This window comes from Amorphoplanes digitatis (genome assembly GCF_014205335.1).
Lineage (GTDB): Bacteria > Actinomycetota > Actinomycetes > Mycobacteriales > Micromonosporaceae > Actinoplanes > Actinoplanes digitatus.
Genome location: NZ_JACHNH010000001.1, coordinates 5,781,397 through 5,804,571, shown reverse-complemented (window position 1 = coordinate 5,804,571; position 23,175 = coordinate 5,781,397). Strand labels below are relative to the sequence as shown.

The following is a 23,175-nucleotide window of genomic DNA, read 5'->3' as shown; positions in this document are numbered from 1 at the left end:
GCGTGCCGAACGGGGTTCCGCCCGGTACATCTGTGTTCGTCGATAGATGTATCTCCGAGGGAGCCCCGCCAATGACCAGACGTAGACGGTGGACCGCCGCGCTCGCCGCGGTGCTGACCGCGACCTCAATCGCCGCGGTGGCGCGTCCCACCGCTGCCGCGGCGGCGGACGACCTGATTCACGGCCGCTCCGCCGCGGCGTTCACCCTCACGCCCGACTGGGGCCTGGAGTCCTATGCGGAGGATCTGCAGGCCGGGCTCGGCACCCGCCGGTCGGTGACGGCCGTCCTGGACGCGGCGAACCGGTCCACGGCGCCGTGCAACGCCGCACAGCGCGGCGCGCTGCCCGAGCACTACGCCCGGACCGACTACCCGCTCCCCGCCGACCAGATCCTGACCAGCAGCGAGTCGTTCTGCTGGGACCCCGGCGACAGCAAGGTCGCGTACTGGGTGCCGCAGGGCATCACCGGGTCGTCCGACACGGACGACGACGGGCTCTGGGGCGAGAAGCGGCTCATCGCGGTGAGCTGGCACTACGACAAGGCCGTCGCCGGCACCTCGGCGGACAAGGGCGTACGGATATCCCTTGTGGACCGGGTCACCGGCCGGTACCGGCACGTGCTGCTCGTCGAGCCGACCCGGACGGCGACGCCGAACTTCACCGCCGTGCCGATCCACGCGGGCGGCCTCGCCTGGCTGGGGCACTACCTGTACGTGGCCGACACCCGCTACGGGCTCCGGGTGTTCGACATGGAGCGCATCCTCGAGGTCGACACGGGCGAGGACGTCATCGGCCGGCAGGGCGGCGCCTACTACGCCTACACGTACCAGTACGTGGTGCCGCAGGTGGCCTCGTACCGGCAGGCCACGCCGCCGCCCTCGGGGACGTGCGTGCCGCAGCCGGACGGGCTGTGCTTCTCCTCGCTCGCCCTGGACCGCAGCACCACCCCGGACACCCTGGTCGTCGGCGAGTACCGCGACGGCCGCAGCGCGGACGCCGCGATCGACGGAGGCCGTGTCGTGCGCTACCCGGTGGTGTCCGACACCCGCCGGCTCGTGCTCGCCTCCGGCAAGGCGGTGCCCCTCGACGCGGTGACCCTGCCGAAGAGCAACGTGCAGGGCGCGCAGACCTGGAAGGGTCGCTACCTCGCCGGGCGCAGCTCCCTGTTCAAGCACAGCTTCATGTACTCCGGGCCGCCCGGCGCGGCGATGGTGACGAACAGCTGGGCCATCGGCGGCGAGGACCTCTACCACGAGCACGGCGCCGGGATCACCGCCGGCAAGCTGTGGAGCGTGACCGAGCACGCCTACGCCGAGGGCGAGCTCATCGATCGGCGGGCCGTGTTCGCGGTACCGCTGGCCGACGTCGGCTGACGGAGAGGCCGGCGCCCGCGACCGTCAGCACGGCGCCGGTCACGGCGATCCAGACGGGCAGCGCGGGCGGGATACCCAGGAACGTCACAATGCCCAGGATCCGGTGCAGGCCCCAGGGCAGCAGCGCCATCTGGTCGTTCCAGGCGCTCAGCGAGCGCTCCAGGCCGAGCGACCAGATCAGGACACCGAGCGCGAGCACGGGCGCGCCGGCGGCGAGCAGGACGCCGCCGGCCGCCCGGCGCGATGACCGGCCGTACCGCGCCCGCAGCACCGAACCGGTCGCGACGAAGAGCCAGGCGAAGGACCCGAAAGCGATGATCACGTACGCCGTCCGCGCGGCCGGGTTCGTCCAGAACTGGAACCAGTAGTAGCCGGGCCCGCGGACGGCAAGGACCGCGAGCAGCAGCACGGTCCGGAGCAGGGCGACGCCGCCGATGACCGTCCAGAGGGCGTACGGGTCGCGGCCCCGCACGAGCAGGCGGGCCACCAGCGCGAAGACGGCCCAGGAGCCCAGCGTCGCGAGCAGGTGCGCCGGGGCGGCGAACCAGGTATGGATCTCGCGGCTGAGCAGCAGGGCCGCGGCGGGAAGCAGGATCGCCACCCATCTCGCCGCGCGGGTCGGGCTCTCCGGCGCCCGCCACGGCATGATCGCCGCACGCCACAGGTTCCGCACCGGCCGCCACGGCACGAGGATCGAGGCGAGCAGCAGGCCGAGCAGGATCCGCGCCAGGACCGCCATCGCCGGATCGCGGTCGAACCGCTCGCTGCCCAGGTCCGCCGCCGTGAAGTTGTAGGCGGGCAGGTCAAGGTCGCCGCCGTGTGCACGTACGTGAAGGTCGCGCGCCTCCCGGTAGGCGCGTTCGGCGGCCCGCCATTGCTCGCGCGCCCGCGCCGAGCCGGTGTCGAGCCACTGCGCCCGCCGCAGGAACATCGCACGGTAGGCGCCGAGCGTGTCGTACAGGTCGCGCTGGTATTCGAGCGAGTCGAGCAGCTTCGCCCGCAGGGCGGGGTCGCGCCAGGTCGCCGGGTCGGTGGCGGCCACGTCCGCGCGCTGCCGCTCGGCGACGGCGACGGCCCGCTCGCCCTCGGCGATCGTCTCGTCCACGTGGCCGCGGCCGGTCGCGTAGATGCTGTCGAGCACGGCGGAGTCGCCCGTGACGATGTCCCACTCGAAGATCCACATCATCGGCGGCGGCTCGAGGCCGAGCGCCTTCACGGAGTTGTCCGCGTACGGGGTCAGGTAGAGCCCCTTGGTCACGGCCTCGCGCGAGCTCGCGAACATCCGGAAGATCGCGGCCACCGTCGCGGGATCGGACGAGAACGTCTGGCGCACCCAGTCCGCGGTGATCTCACCGGGGTCGGCGTCCGGCTCGCGGGCGAGCCGGCCCATCGCGTACGCGTTCAGGTCGTAGAGCTGCCAGAATCCCGTACGCAGGTAGAGGGTCATCGGGCCGGCGCGCAGCGGGCCGCCCTCCTGTGTCCACAGCCAGACGCCCTCGATGTGCCCGTTACCGGCCAGCAGCCGCCGCAGCGCCGAGGCGTGCAGGGCCGTCAGGTCGTTGGGCAGCGAACCGAAGCCCTCGAACTCGCGCCGGCCCTGGAACTCGACGATCCGCCGGTGCTCGCCGACGGTGAGCGTCGTGTTGAGCGGCAGGTGGCTGTAGAAGTCGCCGAGCGTGAACTTCGTCGAGACGATCAGGTGCGGGTCCTGTAGCTTCCCGAGCACCTCCTCGTACGACTCGGGGTTGGTGTGCAGGTCACCGACCGCGCCGACGCCGACCGTCCAGGTGCGGAAGATGACGTCGCGGTCGCCCTCGCCGGCCACGGCGAGGAACGCCTTGAGCATCGCCTGCACCTGGTCCGGCGTGGTGACGGCGATGCGCGAGAAGTAGTCCCAGCCGGGCGCGCGGTAGGCCGAGCCGCCCTCGCCGATGCGGACCATCAGCCCGGACGCGAACGGCATGCTCGCGAAAAGCTCGCGCAGGCCCGACTGGTACACCGCCCAGGGATCCCGCTGCGTCTTGAGGTAGGCGTCGAGGGGGCCGGACAGCGCCAGCATGTCGGTCATGAAGTAGACGCGCATGCCCATGTCGGCCGCGTACCGGAAGACGGGCGCGAACTCCCGGACCATCGCCTGCGCGCGGGCGACGTGCGGGTCGCCGGCGGGGTAGACGGCGTGGCCGTCGCCGACCCGCGCGAACGTCACGTACTCCAGGAAGCCCGGCACGACGACGCCGTTGTAGCCCTGCGCCGCCGAGTGGTCGATGAACTGCCGGAACTCGGCGGCCACCCGGTCGGCCGCGGCCCGGTCGACCCACGGCGCCTGTTGCAGCAGCGCGCCGGTGACGATGTCGGAGTTGAGCGAGTAGTCCGTTCCCTTGCTCCAGCCGGCCGCCGCGGAGTCGCGGCCGACCGAGCCCGCGTCGGTCAGGCGCAGGCCCAGCCTCGGCGTCACGGGCCCGGCGGTGAGCGGCTCCCCGGACCGGATCTTGTCGGCCAGCGCGTAGAGGCCGGCCGCGCCGCCCGCCTCACCCGCCGCGGTCAGCGTGAGGCCGGCGGCGGTGAGGTCGAGCCGGTAGCTCTCGTCGGCGGCGTTCTCGCCGACGGTCACCTTGAGTACGCCCCGGGCGTCCTGGCCCTTGGCGGCGTCGGTGACCGCCCGGGCCGCGACGTCCAGCCGGTGCGTGTGGCGGTTGACCGTGACCGCGCCGATCGGCGATGGGGTCACGGTCAGTGGCGGGGCCATTGCCGACGGCTCGGTCATCACGTCGGCCGGGGTCCATGACAGCCGCAGGGCGCCGCTCAGCCCGAATGCCATGCCGGCACCGAGCGAGAGCAGCACGAAAATGATCATGATGCGGCGCATGCGTACGTTCTAGCGGTCCGCGGCCGCCCGCGCTACGGATCTTCCGTCGGATTGACGGGGCCGCCCGGACCAGTAGCCTACTTAGCCTATAGGCAATATAGTCTTCCGCATGGATCTTCAACTCACCGGCAAGCGGGCCCTGGTGACCGGGGGCAGCCGCGGTATCGGGCTACGGATCGCGCGGGCGCTGCTCGCCGAGGGCGCACACGTGGCCATCGCCGCGCGGGACGCCGAACGGCTGGCCAAGGCCGCGGCCGAGCTCGGCACATCGGGACATCCCGGACGGATAGTCACCGTGCGGGCCGACACCGGCGACGACGAATCCGTCCGCGCGGCTGTGCGGGAGGCGCGCGACCGGCTCGGCGGCATCGACATCCTGGTCAACAACGCGGCCGTTCCCGGCGGCCTCCAGGGCGGCCCGGCCGGCCCGTCGCAGACCACCGACCAGCAGTTCACCGACGCGGTGAACGTCAAGGTCCTGGGATATCTGCGTACCGTTCGCGCCGTCGTGCCCGACATGATCACCCAGGGCTGGGGGCGGATCATCAACATCTCCGGCCTGGCCGCCCGCAACAGCGGCAACTTCGTCGCGACCGCCCGCAACATCGGCGTGGTCGCGCTGACCAAGAACCTCGCCGACGAGCTCGGCCGGCACGGCATCAACGTCACGGTCGTGCACCCCGGCATCACCGTCACCGAGCGGACCCCGCAGCTGAACGCGGCCGCCGCGCAGGCGTGGGGCGTCACCGTCGAGGAGGCCGAGCGCCGCCAGGCCGCGAACACCGCGATCGGTCGCGCGGTGACCGCCGAGGAGGTCGCCGACGTGGTGACGTTCCTGGCCTCACCCCGCAGCGTCGCCATCACCGGCGACGCCGTGGCGGTCGGCGGCGGCGCGATCGGCCCCATCCACTACTAGGCCCTAAGCTGCGCGGCGTGCTTGCCGGTCTTGACGCGATTGCCTGGGCTGACCTGTCGCATGCGTACGGCAGCGCGGCGGATACGCCGGGGCTGCTCCGGCAGGCAGGCTCCGGCGACAGCGAAGCGGCGTCGGAGGCCCGGTCCGACCTGCACGGCAGCATCTTCCACCAGGGAACGGTCTACCCCGCGACGGTGGCGGCGGTGCCGTTTCTCGCCGAACTCGCCTCGGTGGCCGCGAACCGCCGGGACGAGTTCGTCTGGACGCTGGGCATGCTCGCCGACGATCGGCATGCCTACGGCGACGACTTCCCCCAGGTGCGGGCGGCGGTCGCCGACCAGGTGGAGTCCCTGCGGGCCCTGCTCGACGACGTCGATCCCCGGGTCCGCGAGGCCGCGGCATATGCCACGGCGCAGGCGGGCGTCGCCGCCGAACCGTTGTGGCGGCGGTGGGCGATGGAGGACGACACGGCGGCGCGGGCGGCGCTCGCGCTCGCGCTGGGCGAGGTGGACCCCGTCGGCGCGCAGACGGTGCTGGGTGACGCCGCCCTGCGCGACGACCCGAAGGTCAGGGTCGCCGCCGCGGTGGCCTTGCTCCGGGCCGGCCTGGACTGGCCGGCGGGCACGATCCCCGCCCTGGTGGCCGCGATCGACGACGGCGCGGCCCTCACCTGGGCCTGGGCGCACGGAGGATCTTGGTCGGAGGAGATCGTGGTCGAGCCGGTCACCCCGGTGGCGGTCGAGGTCGTCCAGGAGATGCTGCGCTCCCGCATCCCGAGGACCCGCAGTTCCGGGCTCTGGGCGCTGGGAGCGCGCTGCGATGCCCGGCGCTCGGCGCCCGCCGTGTTCGTGCCGCTGGTGGCGCCGGCGCTCGACGACGCCGATCCGGGCGTACGCCGATCGGCGATGGACGTGCTGCGTCAGGCGGGTGCGGCGGCGGGGCGCTTCGCCGACGTGGTGGCCGATGTCGCCGGCCGTTTCCCGGACACGGCCGGAGAACGGGGATTCACCGTCGAGTACCGGGCGGTCGAGACGCTACAGCGGCTCGGCGATCCGCGCTGGGTCGAGCCGGTCTGCGCCGCGGGCGCGGGCGGCCACCGGTTCACGCCCGGCGCGGTCCGCTTCACCCCGGAGGTCTCGGCGGCGATCCGGGGCCGGCTGGCTGCCCACCCCGCGGACGCCGAGGTACTGGCCCGGATGGTCGGGCGCTGGGGTGCGAACGCCGACGCCCTCGTCCCGGACCTGGTCGCCGCGATGCCGCACGCCGGTCCTGCGATCGCCGAGACGCTGCTGATGCTGGGCCGCGACGATGACGCCGCCGTCCCGCACTGGCGAACTCGGGCAACGGAGAAGGGTGACCTGGAGGCGGCCCTGGCGGTGCGGCGGCTGACCGGTGACACCACCGTGGTGCTCGACGCCCTGCGCGCCATCCTGTCCGGGGGCTCGCCGGCGCCGCGGATGTCCATGCCGGACATCGAGGAGCTCGGCGCGGCCTTGGCGCCCCTGCTGCCGATCGCGGCCGTACACCTGACCGGTGCGGCCGAGCGGGTCCATCCGCTGCGGGACAAGCAGGTCCTGGCGGCTCGGGTGGCGGCGGCCGTGGCCGGACCGGAAGAAGTGCTGCCGACGGTCGAAGCGGTGCTCGTCGCCGGAGACTCACCCGCGCGCCATGCCGCGGATCTCGTCGCCGATCTCGCTCTCCGGGTTCCGGCCGAGGTCGCACACCTCGCGCCGCGCCTCCGCGACCGCCTGGACGACCGTTGGAGCAGGCTGTCCGCCGCGCGGGCCCTCGCCCGGCTCGGCACGCCGACGGTGGAGCTGGCCCCGGTGCTGAGCCGCGGAATCACCGACTACGGCGGTCAACTCGCCCTCGCGATCATTCTGGAACTGCGGGCGGCCGAGACCATCCCCGCCCTGGAAGAACTACTCCGCGGCGACGACCGTTCCGGCGTCGGCAGCACCGCGGACGACATCGTCTGGGCCGACGAACTGCTGAAGGAACACATCGAAGACGCGATCGCGCGCCTGTCACCTCGCTCAGGGCACCAGGCGCCGCTCCCGTAGCCATCGCTCGGTGCGGGCCATGCCGTCGGCGAGGTCGACGGCGGGCTCGTAGCCGAGCAGGCGGCGCGCCTTGTCGATGGAGTAGGTGCCGGTGCGGGTGAAGTACCGCATCGAGGTGGTGTTGAACTCGGTCTCCGCGCGGGCGAGCGCGGCGGCCGTCGCCGCCGCCGAGGCAGCGGCCATGGCGATCCCGGTGGGCGCGCACACCGGGCCGCGCTTGCCGAGCATGCGGTAGTAGTGGCCGAAGAACTCCCGGCAGGGCACGCCGACGCCCGCGCTGAGCGTGAACACCTGGCCGGCGGCATCGGGGTTCCCGGCCGCGCTCAGCAGCCCGTCGACGAGGTCGTCGACGTAGACGGGGCTGAAGATTCCGTTACCCATGGCGGGCAGCAGGAACAGGTTCCTCCTGATCAGTCGCACCGGCAGCACCGTCCACGGCCGCGAACCGGGTCCGTAGACGTCGCCGGGCCGCACGATCGTGGCGGCGATCCGCCCGGCGGCGTGCGCCTGCAGCACCACCTGCTCGCCGGCGATCTTGGTGTCGACGTACGGGTTGCCGTCCGGGCGCACCGCGTGCTCCTCGGTCACGCCGTCGGGGAAGTGGACGTCGGAGAAGGCCCGGACCGAGGACAGGTGCACGAACCGGGTTGCCCCGCCGCGGGCGGCGGCCTCGATCACCCTGCGGGTGCCGGCGACGTTGATCCGCCACTGCCCGCGCAGGCCGACGGCGTTGGAGACCACCGCCGCGGCGTGTATGACCAGGTCGGATCCGGCGACCCGGTCCTGCCAGTCGCCGTCCTCGCCGATGTCGCCGGCGACAACGCCGGCCGCCGCGTCGGCGTGCAGGTCCACCCCGCCCACCTCGTGGCCCTGGTCGCGCAGCCGCCGGGCCAGGGCGCGCCCGATGAACCCACCGGCGCCGGTGATGGTGACGCGCATGTCGCTCCTCGCCGTGACCGGCCCCGCGGGAGGGCCGTGGTCACGGCCGAGGCTGATCGTCGCCCGTCGATGGTGCCACGCGCCGGTCAGGGCCGGTGCAGGTCGACCGAGATATCTCCGTAGCCCACGGTCATGGTTTCGGTGCGGTCAGGCTCCAGGTTCCGACCGCGCTCTGCACCGCCGCGCTCGGCTTGGACGCCTGGTTGACGACCGCCGCGACGGTTCCGCCGCCGCCGACCAGGCATCAGCGCCGAGCGGTGCTGCGAGGCGCCCTGCTCGGTGCGGCCGGGACGATCCTCAGCGCCTGCACCGGTTCCCCGGCCGGTAGCCGGGTGCTGCCGGCCTACTTCTCCCGTGCCGGGGTCGCCGACGCCCAGCCGGCCGTGGAAGCCTGGCTGCGCCGAATCGGCCTTCACGCCTGAGGCGCCACGGCCGCCTGACTGGAAAACGTTGCCCACCATGGTCCTCTCCCTACGCAGGTCAAGCACCAGGTATCGCCGTTGATACCTATTGACGTTGCACGTATCGGCTCGTAGGGTCGGCGAAACATTTGAGAAACGTTGCTCATGATTCTCGGCACGTTCTATGAAACGATTCAGCGAGGTTGGGCGCGCTCGTGACAGCTGATCTCAGAGTCCGGCAATTCGGCCGGGCCGACGCCGCGCCGCGGGCCTATCGGCGGCGCGGGGGGCCGCCGTGGTGGTTCGCCCTGCCGGCCCTGCTGTTCTTCGCCTTCGTGGTGCTGGTGCCCAGCGTCCGCGGCGTCTACTACGCCTTCACCGACTGGGACGGCCTCGACCCCGAGTTCGACTTCATCGGCCTGCGCAACTTCACCGACATGCTCGACGACGCCACCGCGTCGCAGGCCATCTGGCACACGCTGCTGATCGCGGTCGCCATCACGGTGATCCAGAACGGCATCGGGCTGCTGCTGGCACTCGGCGTCAACTCCGCGATCAAGAGCCGGAACATCCTGCGGGTGCTGCTGTTCGCCCCGGTGGTGGTCACCCCGATCGTGACCGCGTACCTGTGGCGGAACCTGCTCGGCCCGGACGGCGCGGTCAACAGCCTGCTCGCCGTGGTCGGCCTGGAATCCTGGCAGCAGGACTGGCTCGGCGACCCGGACCTGGCACTGTGGATGGTCGTTCTGGTGGTGGTCTGGCAGTTCGCCGGCTACTCCATGGTCATCTTCCTGGCCGGGCTCCAGTCGATCCCCCGCGAGATCTACGAGGCGGCCGCGATCGACGGCACCGGCGCGGTGCGCCGCTTCTGGTCGATCGTCCGGCCGCTGCTCGCCCCGGCGATCACCATCAACCTGATGCTGTCGATCATCGGCGGGATCAAGCTCTTCGACCAGGTGTACGCGCTCACCGGCGGCGGCCCCGGCCACGCGACGGACACCATCTCGACCCTGATCTACAAGGACGCCTTCACGCTCGGCGAGTTCGGCTACAGCATCGCCCTGGCCGTCGTGCTGACGATCATCATCGCGATCGTCTCCGCCGGGCAGTACGCCGCCCTGTCCCGCAACGAGAGGGCGGCCTCATGAACCGCTACACCGCTCGCACGTTCGCGCTCGAGATGCTCATGGTCGCCGTCGGCATCGTCTTCGCCTTCCCGGTGTACGTGCTGGTGAACCTCGCGATCCGCAGCCCGTCCGACACGTCCTCGCCGATCCGCCCGACCACCTCGCCGACCTTTGCCAACTTCACCGGGGCGTGGCGCGAGGCCGGCCTCGGCGGCGCGCTCGTCAACAGCGTGCTGGTGACCGCCGTCAGCGTCCTGATCGTGCTGGCCGTCTCGGCGCTCGCCGCGTACACCCTGGCCCGCTCGACCGCCCGCTGGTCCCGCGGCACGTTCCTGCTGATCATGCTGGGCCTGATCCTGCCGTTCCAGCTCGCCGCGCTGCCGCTGTACCAGACCGTCCGCGACCTGGGCCTGCTCGGCTCGGTCTGGTCGCTCGTGCTCTTCTACTCCGGGCTACAGGTGCCGTTCACGACCTTCTTGTACGTCGGTTTCCTGCGCGCCCTGCCCCGCGACTTCGAGGACGCCGCCGCGATCGACGGCTGCTCGCCGCTCGCGACGTTCCGCTACGTCGTGCTGCCCATGCTCAAGCCGGTCACGGTGACGGCCCTGGTGCTCAACGCCGTCGCGGTCTGGAACGACTTCTTCACGCCGCTGCTCTACCTCAGCGGCAGCGACCAGCAGACCGTCCCGGTCGCCGTGGCCGGCTTCGTCGGCCAGTTCGTCTCGGACTGGAACCTCATCTTCGCCGCCCTGCGGATCAGCATCGTGCCGGTGCTGGTGGTCTACCTCGCGTTGCAGCGCAGCATCATCAACGGCTTTGCCGGGGGGCTGAAGGGATGACCCAAATTGATCTCCAACGTGGGAGTGATCATGAAAACACGCAGATTCGCGGTCGTCGTCTCCGCCCTGACGGCGCTCACCCTCGCCGCGGCCTGTAGCAGCGGCACCAACGCCAGGTCCGGATCGGACGGCGCCGACGGCAAGACCCTCACCCTCGCCTCCGTCGACCAGGGCTCCATCGAGGACGTCATCAAGGCGTTCGAGGCCGCCAACCCCGGCGTGAAGGTCAACTTCACCACGAGCGGCGCCGACCAGTACCAGGCACAGATCCGTACGCAGCTCGCGTCCGGCACCGCGCCGGACGTGATGACGGTGTGGCCGGGCAACGGCAACCCCGGCGCCACCTATGTCCTGGCCAAGCCCGGCTACCTGCTCGACCTGTCCGACCAGCCGTGGGCCGCGAAGCTGCCGGAGGCGTTCAAGACGGTCGCGCAGTACGAGGGCAAGACCTACAACGCGGTGTTCGGCCTCAACGGCATCGGCGCGGTCTACAACGACGAAGCCCTTGCCAGATCCGGCCTCAAGGCGCCGACGACGTGGACCGAGCTGCTCGCCTTCTGCCGCGACGCCAAGGGCAAGGGCACCCCCGCGTACGCCCTCGGCATCCAGGACAACTGGGTCACCCAGCTCGTCCTCTACGCACTCGCGGCCACCGTCGTCTTCGGCCCGGACCGCGACTTCAACACCAAGCTGGCGAGCGGGCAGGCCACGTTCGCCGGCTCCGCCTGGACCCAGGCCATGGCCAGATACCAGGAGATGGAGAAGGCCGGCTGCTTCCAGAAGAACCCCCTCGGCACCAGCTACGAGGCCAGCCAGACCCTCGCCGCGACCGGAAAGACCCTCGGCATCGTCCAGGGCAACTGGATCATCAGCCTGCTCAAGCAGAAGAACCCGAACGGCACCTTCACCATGACCGCGCTGCCGGCCACCGACGACCCGGCCACCTTCCTGATGCCCGCCGCCGCCGGCGCCGGATACGGGGTGAACGCCAAGGCCAAGAACAGGGACCTCGCCCTCAAGTTCGTCACGTACGTGATGTCGCCAGCCGGCATGAAGCTGTTCAACGAGAAGCAGGGCAGCCTGCCGACGCTGCCCGGCGCCGGCACCACGGTCGACCCGGGCCTGAAGGAGCTGACCACCTTCGTAGAGGGGAACCGCACGGTCCCGTTCATGGACCAGCTCTGGCCCAACGCTAAGGTCCAGCAGAGCATGCTCAGCGGCCTCCAGGAGGTCTTCAGCAACCAGGCCACAGGGGACGAGGTCCTCAAGGACATGGACACCGAGTACCAGAAGGGCGAGTAGCCACCGCGCGGAGCAGCGTCCCGGTGGGACGCTGCTCCGCTTCGCCTCACCCGGTCACGGTGCCGAAGTGAACTCGGAGGTTCCGGCGCCGACGGCGTAGACGTCGTACAGGCCGTCGCGGCGTAGCAGCGTCGCGCCGGAGGTCACGGCCGTGCTGGTCGCCGATGCCGAGGCCAGGGGTACCCAGACCTGTCCGCTGGTTCCGGTGGGTGCGGTGACCTGGATGCGGAACTGACCCGTGGTGTCGCGGGCCCATCTGACGATCAGGGATCCGCCTGCCGTCGGTACCTGGCCCTGCGCCCACGTCAGCGTGCCCGCCTGCGGTTTGACCTGCCAGGCCGCGTAGCCGGGGTTGACCGCGGTGGCGCCGAGGACGTTCTCGGTGAGCAGCTGTGTCGGGCCGGCTCCCCAGGCGTGTGCCAGGCTGTCGAAGCCGCGCGACGGCAGGCCGTTGGCGTTGACGAACTCCCAGAAGGTGCCGGTGTAGTAGCCGCTGCTCGGGTCGACCTGGATGCCCCAGTGGCGGCGCAGGAGGTCGAGCGCGCCCGCGGTGTCGTTGCCGGCGAAGCGGGCCATGACCTCCCAGGTGTTGTTGAGCGGCTCGATCGTGTGGCCGTACGGGTCGGCCATGCTCGGCGCGGGCTGCGAGATCTGGCTGCCGTGCGCCTGCCACCGCGCCCGGAAGTAGCTCAGGATTCCGCTCACCCGGTCCGCTGGCGCGACGCCGAGCCGGACCGCGTTCATGTTGGCGTCGAGCGGGAAGACGTTCGGTCGGCTGTTGGTGTGCTGGTAGAGCCCGGCGGAGGCGTTGAACAGGCGGGCGTTGATCGCGGTCTTGAGCGCGTTGGCCTTGTTGGTGTACTCGGTCACCCGGGCCGCGGTGCCGACCCTGCCCTCCATCCAGATCATGTTCTGCAGCAGCTCGTAGTAGGCGAGGCTGTACTCGGTGACCTCGCCGCTCTGCGAGGTCTGCCAGTAGTCGTTGTCGTTCGTCACGACCAGGCCGTTCGCGTTGACCCGGGTGGCGTGATAGGCGGTCGCGGCCTCCAGTTTCGACCGCAGTCCGGTGATGAAGGCCGTGTCGTTGGTGTAGCGGTAGTACTGGACCGCGATGATCGCCGAGTAGGCCGAGTACGTCACCGCGTAGTCGAACGCGCCGCAGCCGCGGAACCCGACGGCGCTGGTGAGCCGGCCGTTCGAGGCCTGCAAGTTGGTGATGCTGGTGATCGAGCCCTTGACGTACGGCGCGCTGTTGGTGCCGAGGGAGAGCTGCGCGACCGGGTTGGTGATCATGAGGTCGCCGGACCAGATGGCCCGGTCGCGCTTGGCCCCGTCGAAGATGACCGGCACGGTGAAGCAGGACGCGACGCCGGTGGGGACCATGTCCATCTGTGCGGTGTACGCGCCGGCGTACCACATGCGGTTGAGCTGGTCGTCGCTCGAGATGAACCAGCCCTGGTACCGGTCGGGGGTGGCCCGGTAGGCCTTGAAGTTGACGCCGGCGGCGGTCAGGGTCACGTTGCCGGCCGTCGTCAGCTGGAGCGCCGCGAACCGGAAGCCGCCGCGGAGCGCGCCGGTGTAGGTGCGCGCGCCGTTGACGGAGAAGGTGACCGCCGATCCGTTGTCGCTGTTGTAGACCCCGCCGCTGCCGGCGGTCAGGAAGGGCAGCGCCTCGCTGGTGGCGACCCGGACGGTGGCCGCGCCGCTCGCGGCGGAGACGGTGATGAACGGCGTGCCGCCGACCTCCTTGCCGAAGTCGAGGATGACGGTCGCGGGGGAGTTCGTGGCGGAGGTCGTGAGGACGGTGGCGCCGGTGCCCTGGCCCGCGAGGCCGCCGGCGTTCGTGACGTTGCCGCTGGTGCGGGTGATGCTCGCGGCGCGCACGCCGTCGGTGGCCGGCGCGGGCACCAGGGCCTGCCAGTTCGGGTTGGCGGGCCAGGTCGGCAGCGCGGCCGCGGCCCGGCCGGGCATCGCGGTCACGGCCAGCAGGCAGACGACGACACCGGCCAGGGCTCTCCGGGATCGGGGGCGGTCAGGCATGGGTCTTCTCCTTCGAGGCGTGTTGTAACGTTTCATTCACCGCGAGCGGAAGGTTCCCGGGCGAAGGTGAAGGGGAGAGGGTCGTGAGAAACGTTTCCCACGTGTTTCGCAGACGATAGGCATCGATGTCGCAACGGGTCAAGGGTTCCGAGCGTCAGGCCGTGCCAGTGATGGGGAACGTTTCTCAGATCGCGGCCGTGGTGCGCCGGACCACCAGGGTCGGCGTCAGCTTCACGTGTGTGGTCCGGCGGTCGCGTTCGGCGATGCGGTCCACCAGCAGGCGGGCGGCGTTCGCGCCCATCTCGCGGCCGTCCTGGTCCACGCTGGTCAGTGAGATCGGGCCGAACGCCGCGAGGGCGCTGTTGTCGTAGCCGGCCACCGAGATGTCGCCGGGCACGGACAGGCCGGCGTCGGCGAGCGCCTCCAGCGCGCCGAGCGCGACGACGTCCGCGCCCGCGAAGATGGCCGTCGGCCGGACCGGCCGGGCCAGCAGCGCCTTCGCGCCGAGGTAGCCGCCCTGCTGGGTGTAGGTGGTCGAGGCGACGTCGATCTCGTCGCCGAGCCCGCGGGCGCGCATCGCCTCCCGGTAGCCGTTGGCGCGCTGGGCGTTGGGCATCTCCCTGAGGCGTACGGGATCGGTCTCGTGATGCTCGATGTGCGCGATCCGGCGGTGGCCGAGATCGGCGAGGTGGTCGACGACAAGCGCGGCGCCGGCGACGTCGTCGTCGGTGACCGTGTCGTAGGTGGTGGAGGGTCCGTGCCGGCCGACGACGACGGTGGGTACGCCGCGGGCGACCGTGTTGAGGCGCGACTTGGCGGAGACCGGTGCGATGAGGACCAGGCCGTCCATACTGCGGTCGATCATGGCCTCGATGACCCGGGCCTCGGCCTTCTCGCCGTTGCAGCCGGGTGCGAGCAGCACCTGGTAGTCGGTGCCGGCGAGCTGGGCGGTGATCCCGTCGAGGATGTCGGCGAAGAACAGGTTGCGCAGCTCGGGGAGCATGACGCCGATCGTGTACGTCTGGCCGCGCAGGCCCCGGGCGGCGGCCGATGGGCGGTACCCGAGCTCGTCGATGGACCGCCGCACCTTGGCACGCATGGCGGGGCTGGCGCCGTACGCGTTGCGCAGGACCTTGGAGACCGTGGTGGTGGACACCTGTGCGTGACGGGCGACGTCGACGATCGTGATCCGCCGGGGCGCTGACTTATCCACCGGGACTCCTCTGCGGTGTCGTAACGGCCGGTGGGACGAGCGTACTGATCATCCGGGACAAGGGTGTTGACTCCGGTCACCGTCGATGGTCGAGTCGTCCGATGGGTCGCACGGTCGCACGAATGTCCGCCATCGCCGCCGCCACCGTCCTGGCCGTCGCGGTCGTGGCGCCGCCGCCCGCGTACGCGCACGGCGGGCTGGTGAGCTCCACCCCGGCGCAGGGTGCGACGGTGGACGCGCCGGTCGAGGCGGTGTCGCTGGCGTTCACCGAGAAGCCCGCGCAGTTCGCCTTCTTCGCCGTGTACGCGCCGAGCGGGATCCGCGTCGACAAGCCCTGGTCGCACGCGGAGCCGTTCCGCCTCGACCGGCCGGTCAAGGAGTACCAGCTGGTCGACGGAGCGTGGCAGCCGCGGGAGTTCACCGCGGGCTTCCCGGCCCGGGTGCCGGTGGCGCACTGGCCGGAGCGCGGGCCGTACGTGGTCCGCTATCAGAGCGTCGCCTCCGACGGCGAGCCGGTCGCGGGGGAGGTCCGCTTCACGTACGGCGGTGCGGTGACCGCCGCGCCGCCGGGCTGGAGCCCGCCGACCGGCGGGCCGACCGCGGAGCTGCTCGCCGCCGCACCCGCGCCGAGCGGGATCGTCGCGGCCGCGCCGAGCGGGACCGTCGCGGCCGCACCGGTACCCGACGACAGGGGTCCGTGGCCCTGGCTGGTGCCGATCCTGCTGGTGGTCGCGGTCGCCGGGGCGGTCGCCTTGGCGGTGACCGGACGGCGGACGACGACTCGCCGTTCCTGAGGCGCAACTCACGGTTGCCGCCCGCGTACGGATTCCGTTGCGGCGTACCGGTACTGTCCGCGCCCGTGGCATCGACATATGTCGACGATCGGGATGGGCGGAGACTCTGAATGACAGTGCTGGGTTCATCGGCCGCCGCGAGTCCGGAGCGGATCGGGAACCGGGAGGACTTCGGCCGGGAGCTGTCCCTGCTGCGCCAGGTCGCGGGGCTGAGCGTCCGCCAGGTCGCGGCCCGGACCGGCGGCTACCGCAACCACAGCACCATCGGCGACTGGTTCGCCGGCCGCGGCCTGCCCGCCGCGTCCTCGCGTGAGCTCCTCGTCGAGGTGCTGCGGGCGTGCGGCGTCACCGACCCCGCGGCGACCGCCGAGTGGGTGGCGGCCTGGCAGCGCCTGCGGTGCTCGCCGGGCCCCCGCCCGCAGGGCCCGGAGCCGTACCGGGGCCTGGCGAGCTTCGAACCCGAGCACGCGGAGTGGTTCTTCGGGCGCGAGGCACTCACCGCCGAGCTGATCGACCGTCTCTCCACCGCGTACGCGGCGGGCGGCGGGATGCAGGTCGTCGTCGGCGCGTCCGGCTCGGGCAAGTCGTCGCTGCTGCGCGCCGGGCTGATCCACGCGGTGCGGTGCGGCGGCCTGTCCGGCGACGGCTGGTCGGTGCGGCTGTTCACCCCCGGACGCACGCCCCTCGACGAGCTCGCGGCCCAGCTTGCCGCCGCGGCCGGCGTGCCGCACGAAAAGGTGGCGGCGGGCCTGCGCGAGCACCCGGCGAGCGCGGCGGAGTACGCGCACCACCGCCTGCTGCTGGTCGTCGACCAGTTCGAGGAGGCGTTCACCACCTGCGAGGACCGCGCGCAGCGGCAGGCGTTCGTCACCGCGCTGTGCGCCGCCGCCGGTCCGGGGCGGGCCCTGGTCGTGATCGGGCTGCGGGCCGACTTCTACGCCCCGCTGCTGCGGCATCCCGAACTCGTGGCCGCGGTCCGCGCCAACCAGTTGACGGTCGCGCCGATGGCCGACGCGGACCTGCGCCGCGCGATCACCGAACCGGCGCGCAAGGCCGGCGTCGAGGTGACCGACGGCCTCGTCGAGCTGCTGCTCAGCGAGGGTCCCACCCGGTCGCACGACGCCGCCGTGCTCCCGCTGCTGTCCCACGCGCTGCTCGCGACGTGGCAGCACAGCCGCGACCGCCGGCTCACCGTCGCCGACTACCGGGAGGTCGGCGGGATCGACCGCGCCGTCGCGGCCACCGCCGACGCGGTGTACGCCGAGTTCGACGAGGACCGGCGCCACCTCGCGCGGCAGGTGTTCCTCGGCCTCGTACACGTCACCGCGGACGCGCCGGACACCCGGCGCCGCCGCGACCGGGCCGAACTCGTCATCGAGTGCGACGGCCCGGCCGACGAGGTGGCCGAGGTGCTCGACCGCTTCGTCGCCCAGCGGCTGATCACCGTGGACGCCGACCGGGTCCAGCTCAGCCACGAGGCGCTGCTGACCGCCTGGCCCGAGCTGCGCGGCTGGCTGGAGGCCGACCGCGCCGGCATGCTCACCCGCCGGCACCTCGTCGAGGCCGCCACCACCTGGCAGCGTGAGCAGCGCTGCGACACGGCCCTGTACCGCGGCGCCCGGCTCGCGGTGGCACGGGAATGGGCGCGGCGCACCGGTGCGCCGGCGCTGAGCCCGGTGGCCCGCGACTTCCTGGCCGCCTCGGTGGCCCGCGAGCACGCCGAGCAGCACACCGCCCGGCGGCGGACCCGGCGGCTGCGCCAGCTGGTCGCCGGGCTCACCCTGCTCTTCCTGCTCGCCACGACGATGACCGTGCTGGCGGTCCGGTCGCAGCGCGCCTCCGACCGGCAGCGCGACGAGGCCGTGTCCCGGCAGGTCGCGGAGGAGGTCGATCCGCTGCGGGGCGGCAACCCGGCCCTGGCCAACCAGCTGAGTCTGGCCGCGTACCGGCTGGCCCGGACGCCCGAGGCGCGGGGCGCGCTGCTCAGCTCGTTCGCCGCGCCGTACTCCATCCGGTTGACCGGGCACACCGGGTACGTGCACGACGTGCAGTTCAGCCCCGACCGCCGGCTGCTCGCCAGCGCGAGCAGCGACCGCACCGTACGGCTGTGGGACGTCACCGACCCGCACCGCCCCGCGCCGCGGGCCGTGCTCGACGCGGCGTCGGACTACGTGGCGTCGGTGACGTTCAGCCCGGACGGTGCAACCCTCGTCACCACCAGCGCCGACCACACGGTCGGCCTGTGGGACGTCCGCGACCCGGGCCGGGTCACCCGCACGGCCGTACTTACCGGTCACGGCGGCGCGGTCGACCAGGCGGCGTTCAGCCCCGACGGCCGCACGCTGGCCACCGCGAGCGGCGACCGCACCGTACGGCTGTGGGACGTCACGGACCGCCGGGACCCCCGCCCGCTGGCCAAGCTCGCCGGCGAGCGGGCGATGTTCTCCGTGGCGTTCAGCCCGGACGGCCGGACCCTGGCCGGCGGCGACGAGCGCGACGTCCGGCTCTGGGACGTCACCGATCCGCGGCGGCCTGGCGCCGCCGTCACGCTCACCGGGCACACCGGCGTGGTGAGCATGATCGCGTTCAGCCCGGACGGCCGGACGCTTGCCACCGGGAGCTACGACCGCACCGCGCGGCTGTGGAGCCTCGCCGGCGGCACCGGCCACGCGTCGAGCGTCATCACCGACCACACCGGCCTGGTGTACTCCGTGGCGTTCAGCCCGGACGGCCGGACCCTTGCCACCGGCAGCGGCGACGCGACGGCGCGGCTGTGGAACGTGACGGACCCCCGCAGGCCGGTCGCGATCACCACCCTGCTCCGCCGCACCGACGAACGCGGCGAGACCAACGCCATCGCCGCCGTCGCCTTCAGCCCGGACGGCCGGAGCCTGGCCACCGGCAGCTACGACTACACCGTACGGCTGTGGGAGCTGACCGGCCCGGCGCCGACCGGGCAGGCGGACGCGGTCCGTCCCCTCCAGTTCGGCCCGGACGACCGCCGGCTGCTGCTCGGACCGGGCCGGACCCCGGCGGTACGGGCCTGGACGGTCGACGACCGGGACGGGCTGACCGATCCGGTCGACGCGCCCGCGGCGGGATCGGTGACCATCTGCCGCGGCACCCGGCTGCTCGTCACCGCGACGGCGACCGCGGTACGGCTGTCCGAGCTGGGCGACGCACGGCAGGTCACGGAGCTGTCGCGGCTGAACCACGGCCTGGTCGGCGACGTGCCGCTGCCCGTGTGCGGCCACGACGGGCGGCTGCTGGCCGTGCTCGGCGCGCGCAGCCGGGCCGCACGGCTGTGGGACATCAGCGACGCACGCCGCCCGGTCGCCCTGTCCGCGTTCACGGCGACCGGGCACACCAACTCGCTGAACATGGCCGTCTTCAGCACCGACAACCGCATCCTCGCGACCGCCGGCATCGACCACACCGCGCGGCTGTGGGACCTGAGCGACCCGCGCCGTCCGGTCGCGGCGTCGACGCTCGCCGGGCACGCCGACGCGGTGAACACCGCCGCGTTCAGCCCGGCCGGCCGGCTCCTCGCGACCGGCGCCAACGACGGCACCATCCGGCTCTGGGACGTGACCGACCCCTACCACCCGCTGGCGCGGGCCACGCTGACCGGGCACACCGCCTTCCTCGAGGAGGTCATGTTCAGCCCGGACGGCCGCACGCTCGCCAGCAGCGGCGGCGACCGCACCGTGCGGCTGTGGGACGTCGCCGACCCCGGCCGGCCGGCGCGGCTCGCCACCCTGACCGGCCACACGGCGACCGTGAGCGCCGTGGCGTTCACCTCCGACGGCCGCCGGCTGGCCACCGCGAGCGCCGACGGCACGGTCCGGACCTGGGACCTGGACCCCGACCGGGTCGCCGCGCGGGTCTGCGCGCTCGCGCACCCCACGCTCACCCGCGCCGAGTGGGACGCCCATTTCCCCGGCATCGCCTACCGGCCGCCGTGCCGTACGGCGCTGTCCGGCTGACCGCCGGGCCTCGTCCGGGCCTGTCCGGACAACCTCGCCGCGCCTTCCGGACCGGGCCGGGCGGCCGGATCGTCTTCGGCAGACGTCCGGCACCGAACGCCGGCAACGAAGGGAACTCCACAATGCTCATCAAGTCCGTGAAGCGCGCCGTCACCGCCGCCCTGGTCGTCACCGCGGGACTCGCCGCCACCGCCGCGCCCGCACAGGCCGGCCCGATCGGCGCCTGCGCCGAGCTGCGCGCGTTCCACCTGAACCTCGGTACCGGCGGCGACGACCTGCGGGACAACTCGGAGGTCATCGTGTGGCTGACCCAGCGCTCCGGCGGGGACGCGGAGCTCCAGCACGTGCCGGGCGGGATCGGCAACTGGAGCAACCGCAGCTCCTCGCTGACCTACCAGAACGCCAACTGGCACGTGAACAGCTGCAACGTCACCGGCATCAAGGTGCGCATGATCTCCCACAACGGCACGTTCCAGACCGACGACAACTGGAACATGGAGTCGATCACCCTGAACGGGTACGCCGACGGGGGCGCACCCGCCTACTCGATCTCCGCCAACGGGAACCCGGTCAAGCGCTTCACCGGCAGCAGCCAGTGGTGGTCGCTGCTCGGCTGACGCCGCGGCGGGCGGGGTGGCCCCGCGGTCACCCCGCCCGGGTGTACACGAAGCCGATCTTGTCGAGTTCCGCGCCGGAGCGGCCGTGGAAGCCGCTGATCTGCCATCCCGCCGGCGCCTGGTAGGTGACGCCGGGCGAGGTGAGCGTCCCGCCCGACAGCACCCGCCCGGCGCTGGTGCCGAAGCGGATGCCGAAGACCCGGGTCTGCCCGCTCCGGACCCCGGTATGCACGGTGGCCGAGGTCAGGTACTCGCCGGCGGCCAGCGTCAGGCTCTGCGCGGTGCCACCGCCGCCGCCGTGCACGAAGGGCATCGCGCCGTCCGGGGTGAGCGACACCTGGTCGACCCGGGAGCCGGCGCGGATGCCCACCTGGGCGACCCGCCGGCCGAGCGGCACGGCCGCGACGTCGGTGAACGGCGTGCCGTGCGGCCCGCCGGTGGCGTCGCTGAGCGACAGGTCCGGGTTCAGCGTCCACCCGAACTCGGCGGCGATCGGATAGTGGTCGGAGAGCATCGCCCCGTCGGCGCGCCGGAAGCCGGCGTTCTCGTTGCCGTACCGCTCCAGGTCGAGGGTGATGTAACGGTTGCCGCGGTAGAGGATCTTGTCGACGACCTCGCACGCGTCGGTCACCGCGGCGTCGTCGCAGCCGATCGACGGGCTTCCGATCGCCGGCGGTACGCCGCCCCGCTCCTCCTCGACCCAGGCGTCGGTGAGGCCGTTTGCCGTGAGCAGGTCCCGGATGTTGTCACCGGCCCGGGTGTAGCGGGTGTTCGTGTCGCCGGCGACCACGACGGCGTTGCCGGCCGAGTTCGCGGCGATGAAGGCGGACAGCTCGCTGATGTTGGCGCGGCGCGCCGACAGGTCGCCGTCGGCGCTGCCGGCGTTGGCGTGCACGTTGTAGAAGTCGATCAGGACGCCCTCGGCGAGCCGCGTCCGCGACCAGGTGAAGCCCTTCGGTGTCAGGCAGTCGGTGCCGTTGCACGCGTCCCAGTCGTCGCGGAACAGGTCCGAGTACGGGTAATCCGACAGCGTGTTGAGCCCGTCGCCGAACGCGGCCGGCCCGCTGGTGGGCGTCCTCTGTGGATGGGTGTCGTTGGCGTACAGCGCCGCGTGATAGTTGAAGTCCTCTTGAACATGCACGATCTCGTACGGCCCGAGGCGCTGCCCGATGATCGGCGTGTTGACGGCGGGCTCGCTGCCGGACAGCGGCTCGGGCAGCCCGGCGATGTTGTAGCTGAGGATCGAGAAGGAGCCGGTCGGCGGGGGAGCGGCGAGTGCCGGCGTGGCCGGCACCTGGGCGGCGCCCGCGACGAGTATTGCGGCGAGGCTGAGCGGCACGTTCATGGCGTTGCTCCTGCCTGGGAGACGACACTGGCACCCAACGCATCGACACTAGCCGATGTGAATTGTTTTCGCATCAGCGGTTTCCGGGTCCTCGGGCAGGGTGGGAACGTTCGCCCGGTACAGGCTGAGCAGCACGCCGTACGGCTCGCCGGTCTGCCGTTCGGGGAGGTCGTCGCCGTCGGCGAACCGCTCGAGGCTCGCCGCCAGCGTGCGCGCCTGCGCGGTGGTGAGCCGGAGGTGCCGCAGGATGGTGACGTCGGGCGCCGCCTCGTCGGGCGGGAGCATCTCGCTCAGCGCGGCCCTGACCAGGAAGTCGCCCCCGACCGGGGCGTCGGCGGCGATCCGTAGCCGCTCGCTGGTCGGCTCGTAGTACTGCTCCGTGCCGCCGCGCACCCGCCGGACGTACGCCACCCGCACCAGCTCGGCCTGCTCGAGGATCTTGACGTGGTAGCCGACGGTGCCCTTCGTCGCCCCGAGCGCCGCCGCGAGCTGCGCGAGCGTCGCCGGGCGCTGCCGCAGCGCCAGCACGAGCCGGTGCCGCAACGGATGGCCGAGCGCCCTGAACTGGTCGGGCTCGCTCAGCACCAGGTCGCCGCGTTCTTCGTCTCGCACCGATCAACTGTCTAGGTTTCTCGCCACTTTTTCAAGCGGAGGGGTTGCTCAAGCGTCGAGAATGGTCGACGCTTACGCCCATGACTCAGATGATCGATCCCGCCGTCGCCGCGTACGTCCAGGCGAACTGCACCCCCGCCGACGACGTCCTGCGCGACCTCGCCGCCGAGACGACCGACCTGTTCCCCGACGCCGCGGAGATGCAGGTCTCCCACGACGAGGGCCGGCTGCTGACGATGCTGGTGCAGCTCACCGGCGCCGCGTACGCGGTCGAGGTCGGCGTCTTCACCGGCTACTCGGCCCTGTGCATCGCCCGGGGCCTGCCCGCCGACGGCCGGCTGCTCGCCTGCGACGTGTCCGAGGAGTGGACGACGCTCGCCCGCAAGTACTGGCGCCGGGGCGGGGTCGAGGACCGCATCGACCTGCGGATCGCCCCGGCCGAACAGACGCTGCGGGCGCTGGCCGCCGATCCCGTCATCGACTTCGCGTTCCTCGACGCCGACAAGACCGGCTATCCGGCGTACTACGAAGCCCTCGTGCCGCGCCTGCGCCCCGGCGGCCTGCTGGTCATCGACAACGTCCTGCTCGGCGGCCGGGTCCTCGACCCGACACCCGGCCGGCCGGCCCACCTGGCGGTCCAGCGCCTCAACGAGACCGTGCTGCGCGACGACCGCGTCGACTCGGTGATGCTCCCGGTCCGCGACGGCGTCACCCTGATCCGGAAACGATGATCATCATTGAT

Annotated in this window: 17 protein-coding genes; 11 read left to right on the top strand and 6 right to left on the bottom strand. The window is 72.2% G+C overall.

What is annotated here, in order from left to right; translation table 11 throughout:
* Window positions 1-71: 71 nt before the first annotated feature.
* Window positions 72-1,373, top strand: coding sequence for a hypothetical protein (locus BJ971_RS25550; protein WP_184995745.1), 1,302 nt, complete (start codon window positions 72-74; stop codon window positions 1,371-1,373).
* Here BJ971_RS25550 and BJ971_RS25545 read toward each other — a convergent pair.
* Window positions 1,324-4,239: a hypothetical protein gene (locus BJ971_RS25545; protein ID WP_184995744.1), complete on the bottom strand. Its 2,916-nt coding sequence runs from the start codon at window positions 4,237-4,239 to the stop codon at window positions 1,324-1,326. The genes BJ971_RS25550 and BJ971_RS25545 overlap by 50 nt on opposite strands.
* 109 nt (window positions 4,240-4,348) lie before the next feature.
* On the opposite strand from BJ971_RS25545, the gene BJ971_RS25540 reads away from it, so the two are divergent.
* Together BJ971_RS25540 and BJ971_RS25535 are read left to right on the top strand one after the other, a co-directional pair.
* Window positions 4,349-5,155, top strand: a complete 807-nt coding sequence (locus BJ971_RS25540; protein ID WP_184995743.1) for an SDR family NAD(P)-dependent oxidoreductase — start codon at window positions 4,349-4,351, stop codon at window positions 5,153-5,155.
* A 17-nt stretch (window positions 5,156-5,172) separates the two neighbouring features.
* A complete protein-coding gene (locus tag BJ971_RS25535) occupies window positions 5,173-7,218 on the top strand; it encodes a hypothetical protein (protein WP_184995742.1) in 2,046 nt (681 codons plus the stop codon).
* On the opposite strand, the gene BJ971_RS25530 is transcribed toward BJ971_RS25535, so the two are convergent.
* Complete coding sequence (locus BJ971_RS25530; RefSeq protein ID WP_184995741.1) at window positions 7,192-8,157, bottom strand: NAD-dependent epimerase/dehydratase family protein; 966 nt, start codon at window positions 8,155-8,157, stop codon at window positions 7,192-7,194. The two genes, BJ971_RS25535 and BJ971_RS25530, sit on opposite strands and share 27 nt — an antisense overlap.
* Before the next feature lie 203 nt (window positions 8,158-8,360).
* On the opposite strand from BJ971_RS25530, the gene BJ971_RS25525 reads away from it, so the two are divergent.
* The 4 genes from BJ971_RS25525 to BJ971_RS25510 all read left to right on the top strand — a co-directional run bounded on the left by BJ971_RS25525 (window position 8,361) and on the right by BJ971_RS25510 (window position 11,826).
* A complete protein-coding gene (locus tag BJ971_RS25525) occupies window positions 8,361-8,579 on the top strand; it encodes a hypothetical protein (RefSeq protein WP_184995740.1) in 219 nt (72 codons plus the stop codon).
* Window positions 8,580-8,773: 194 nt separating this feature from the next.
* Window positions 8,774-9,706, top strand: coding sequence for a carbohydrate ABC transporter permease (locus tag BJ971_RS25520; RefSeq protein ID WP_184995739.1), 933 nt, complete (start codon window positions 8,774-8,776; stop codon window positions 9,704-9,706).
* Window positions 9,703-10,524 (top strand): carbohydrate ABC transporter permease, encoded by an 822-nt coding sequence (locus tag BJ971_RS25515; protein ID WP_184995738.1) that lies wholly within the window; start codon window positions 9,703-9,705, stop codon window positions 10,522-10,524. Before BJ971_RS25520 ends, BJ971_RS25515 begins: the two co-directional genes overlap by 4 nt.
* 30 nt (window positions 10,525-10,554) lie before the next feature.
* Window positions 10,555-11,826 carry an extracellular solute-binding protein gene (locus BJ971_RS25510; protein ID WP_184995737.1) on the top strand — a complete coding sequence of 424 codons (1,272 nt, stop codon included), beginning with the start codon at window positions 10,555-10,557 and terminating at the stop codon, window positions 11,824-11,826.
* A gap of 54 nt (window positions 11,827-11,880) precedes the next feature.
* Here BJ971_RS25510 and BJ971_RS25505 read toward each other — a convergent pair whose 3' ends face one another.
* Both BJ971_RS25505 and BJ971_RS25500 read right to left on the bottom strand, forming a co-directional pair.
* Window positions 11,881-13,866, bottom strand: coding sequence for an alpha-L-rhamnosidase-related protein (locus tag BJ971_RS25505; protein ID WP_184995736.1), 1,986 nt, complete (start codon window positions 13,864-13,866; stop codon window positions 11,881-11,883).
* Window positions 13,867-14,050: 184 nt separating this feature from the next.
* On the bottom strand, window positions 14,051-15,079 hold the full coding sequence (locus tag BJ971_RS25500) for a LacI family DNA-binding transcriptional regulator (protein ID WP_184995735.1): 1,029 nt from the start codon (window positions 15,077-15,079) through the stop codon (window positions 14,051-14,053).
* A gap of 122 nt (window positions 15,080-15,201) precedes the next feature.
* Between BJ971_RS25500 and BJ971_RS25495 the strand changes: the two genes are divergently transcribed.
* The 3 genes from BJ971_RS25495 to BJ971_RS25485 all read left to right on the top strand — a co-directional run bounded on the left by BJ971_RS25495 (window position 15,202) and on the right by BJ971_RS25485 (window position 20,476).
* On the top strand, window positions 15,202-15,873 hold the full coding sequence (locus BJ971_RS25495; RefSeq protein WP_184995734.1) for a copper resistance CopC family protein: 672 nt from the start codon (window positions 15,202-15,204) through the stop codon (window positions 15,871-15,873).
* 110 nt (window positions 15,874-15,983) lie between these two features.
* On the top strand, window positions 15,984-19,859 hold the full coding sequence (locus BJ971_RS25490) for an nSTAND1 domain-containing NTPase (protein ID WP_184995733.1): 3,876 nt from the start codon (window positions 15,984-15,986) through the stop codon (window positions 19,857-19,859).
* A gap of 122 nt (window positions 19,860-19,981) precedes the next feature.
* Complete coding sequence (locus tag BJ971_RS25485; RefSeq protein WP_184995732.1) at window positions 19,982-20,476, top strand: hypothetical protein; 495 nt, start codon at window positions 19,982-19,984, stop codon at window positions 20,474-20,476.
* A 28-nt stretch (window positions 20,477-20,504) separates the two neighbouring features.
* On the opposite strand, the gene BJ971_RS25480 is transcribed toward BJ971_RS25485, so the two are convergent.
* Both BJ971_RS25480 and BJ971_RS25475 read right to left on the bottom strand, forming a co-directional pair.
* On the bottom strand, window positions 20,505-21,821 hold the full coding sequence (locus BJ971_RS25480; RefSeq protein WP_184995731.1) for a jacalin-like lectin: 1,317 nt from the start codon (window positions 21,819-21,821) through the stop codon (window positions 20,505-20,507).
* 48 nt (window positions 21,822-21,869) lie between these two features.
* Window positions 21,870-22,433 (bottom strand): helix-turn-helix domain-containing protein, encoded by a 564-nt coding sequence (locus BJ971_RS25475; protein WP_239087169.1) that lies wholly within the window; start codon window positions 22,431-22,433, stop codon window positions 21,870-21,872.
* Between the two features lie 80 nt (window positions 22,434-22,513).
* On the opposite strand from BJ971_RS25475, the gene BJ971_RS25470 reads away from it, so the two are divergent.
* A complete protein-coding gene (locus tag BJ971_RS25470) occupies window positions 22,514-23,164 on the top strand; it encodes an O-methyltransferase (RefSeq protein WP_184995730.1) in 651 nt (216 codons plus the stop codon).
* Window positions 23,165-23,175 lie beyond the last annotated feature (11 nt).

What these genes read in the sequence shown, in the direction of transcription:
- BJ971_RS25550 (WP_184995745.1), top strand. Translation starts at nt 72, where the DNA reads ATGACCAGACGTAGACGGTGGACCGCCGCGCTCGCCGCGGTGCTGACC.
- BJ971_RS25545 (WP_184995744.1), bottom strand. Translation starts at nt 4,239, where the DNA reads ATGCGCCGCATCATGATCATTTTCGTGCTGCTCTCGCTCGGTGCCGGC.
- BJ971_RS25540 (WP_184995743.1), top strand. Translation starts at nt 4,349, where the DNA reads ATGGATCTTCAACTCACCGGCAAGCGGGCCCTGGTGACCGGGGGCAGC.
- BJ971_RS25530 (WP_184995741.1), bottom strand. Translation starts at nt 8,157, where the DNA reads ATGCGCGTCACCATCACCGGCGCCGGTGGGTTCATCGGGCGCGCCCTG.
- BJ971_RS25515 (WP_184995738.1), top strand. Translation starts at nt 9,703, where the DNA reads ATGAACCGCTACACCGCTCGCACGTTCGCGCTCGAGATGCTCATGGTC.
- BJ971_RS25510 (WP_184995737.1), top strand. Translation starts at nt 10,555, where the DNA reads ATGAAAACACGCAGATTCGCGGTCGTCGTCTCCGCCCTGACGGCGCTC.
- BJ971_RS25505 (WP_184995736.1), bottom strand. Translation starts at nt 13,866, where the DNA reads ATGCCTGACCGCCCCCGATCCCGGAGAGCCCTGGCCGGTGTCGTCGTC.
- BJ971_RS25495 (WP_184995734.1), top strand. Translation starts at nt 15,202, where the DNA reads ATGTCCGCCATCGCCGCCGCCACCGTCCTGGCCGTCGCGGTCGTGGCG.
- BJ971_RS25490 (WP_184995733.1), top strand. Translation starts at nt 15,984, where the DNA reads ATGACAGTGCTGGGTTCATCGGCCGCCGCGAGTCCGGAGCGGATCGGG.
- BJ971_RS25485 (WP_184995732.1), top strand. Translation starts at nt 19,982, where the DNA reads ATGCTCATCAAGTCCGTGAAGCGCGCCGTCACCGCCGCCCTGGTCGTC.
- BJ971_RS25480 (WP_184995731.1), bottom strand. Translation starts at nt 21,821, where the DNA reads ATGAACGTGCCGCTCAGCCTCGCCGCAATACTCGTCGCGGGCGCCGCC.
- BJ971_RS25470 (WP_184995730.1), top strand. Translation starts at nt 22,514, where the DNA reads ATGACTCAGATGATCGATCCCGCCGTCGCCGCGTACGTCCAGGCGAAC.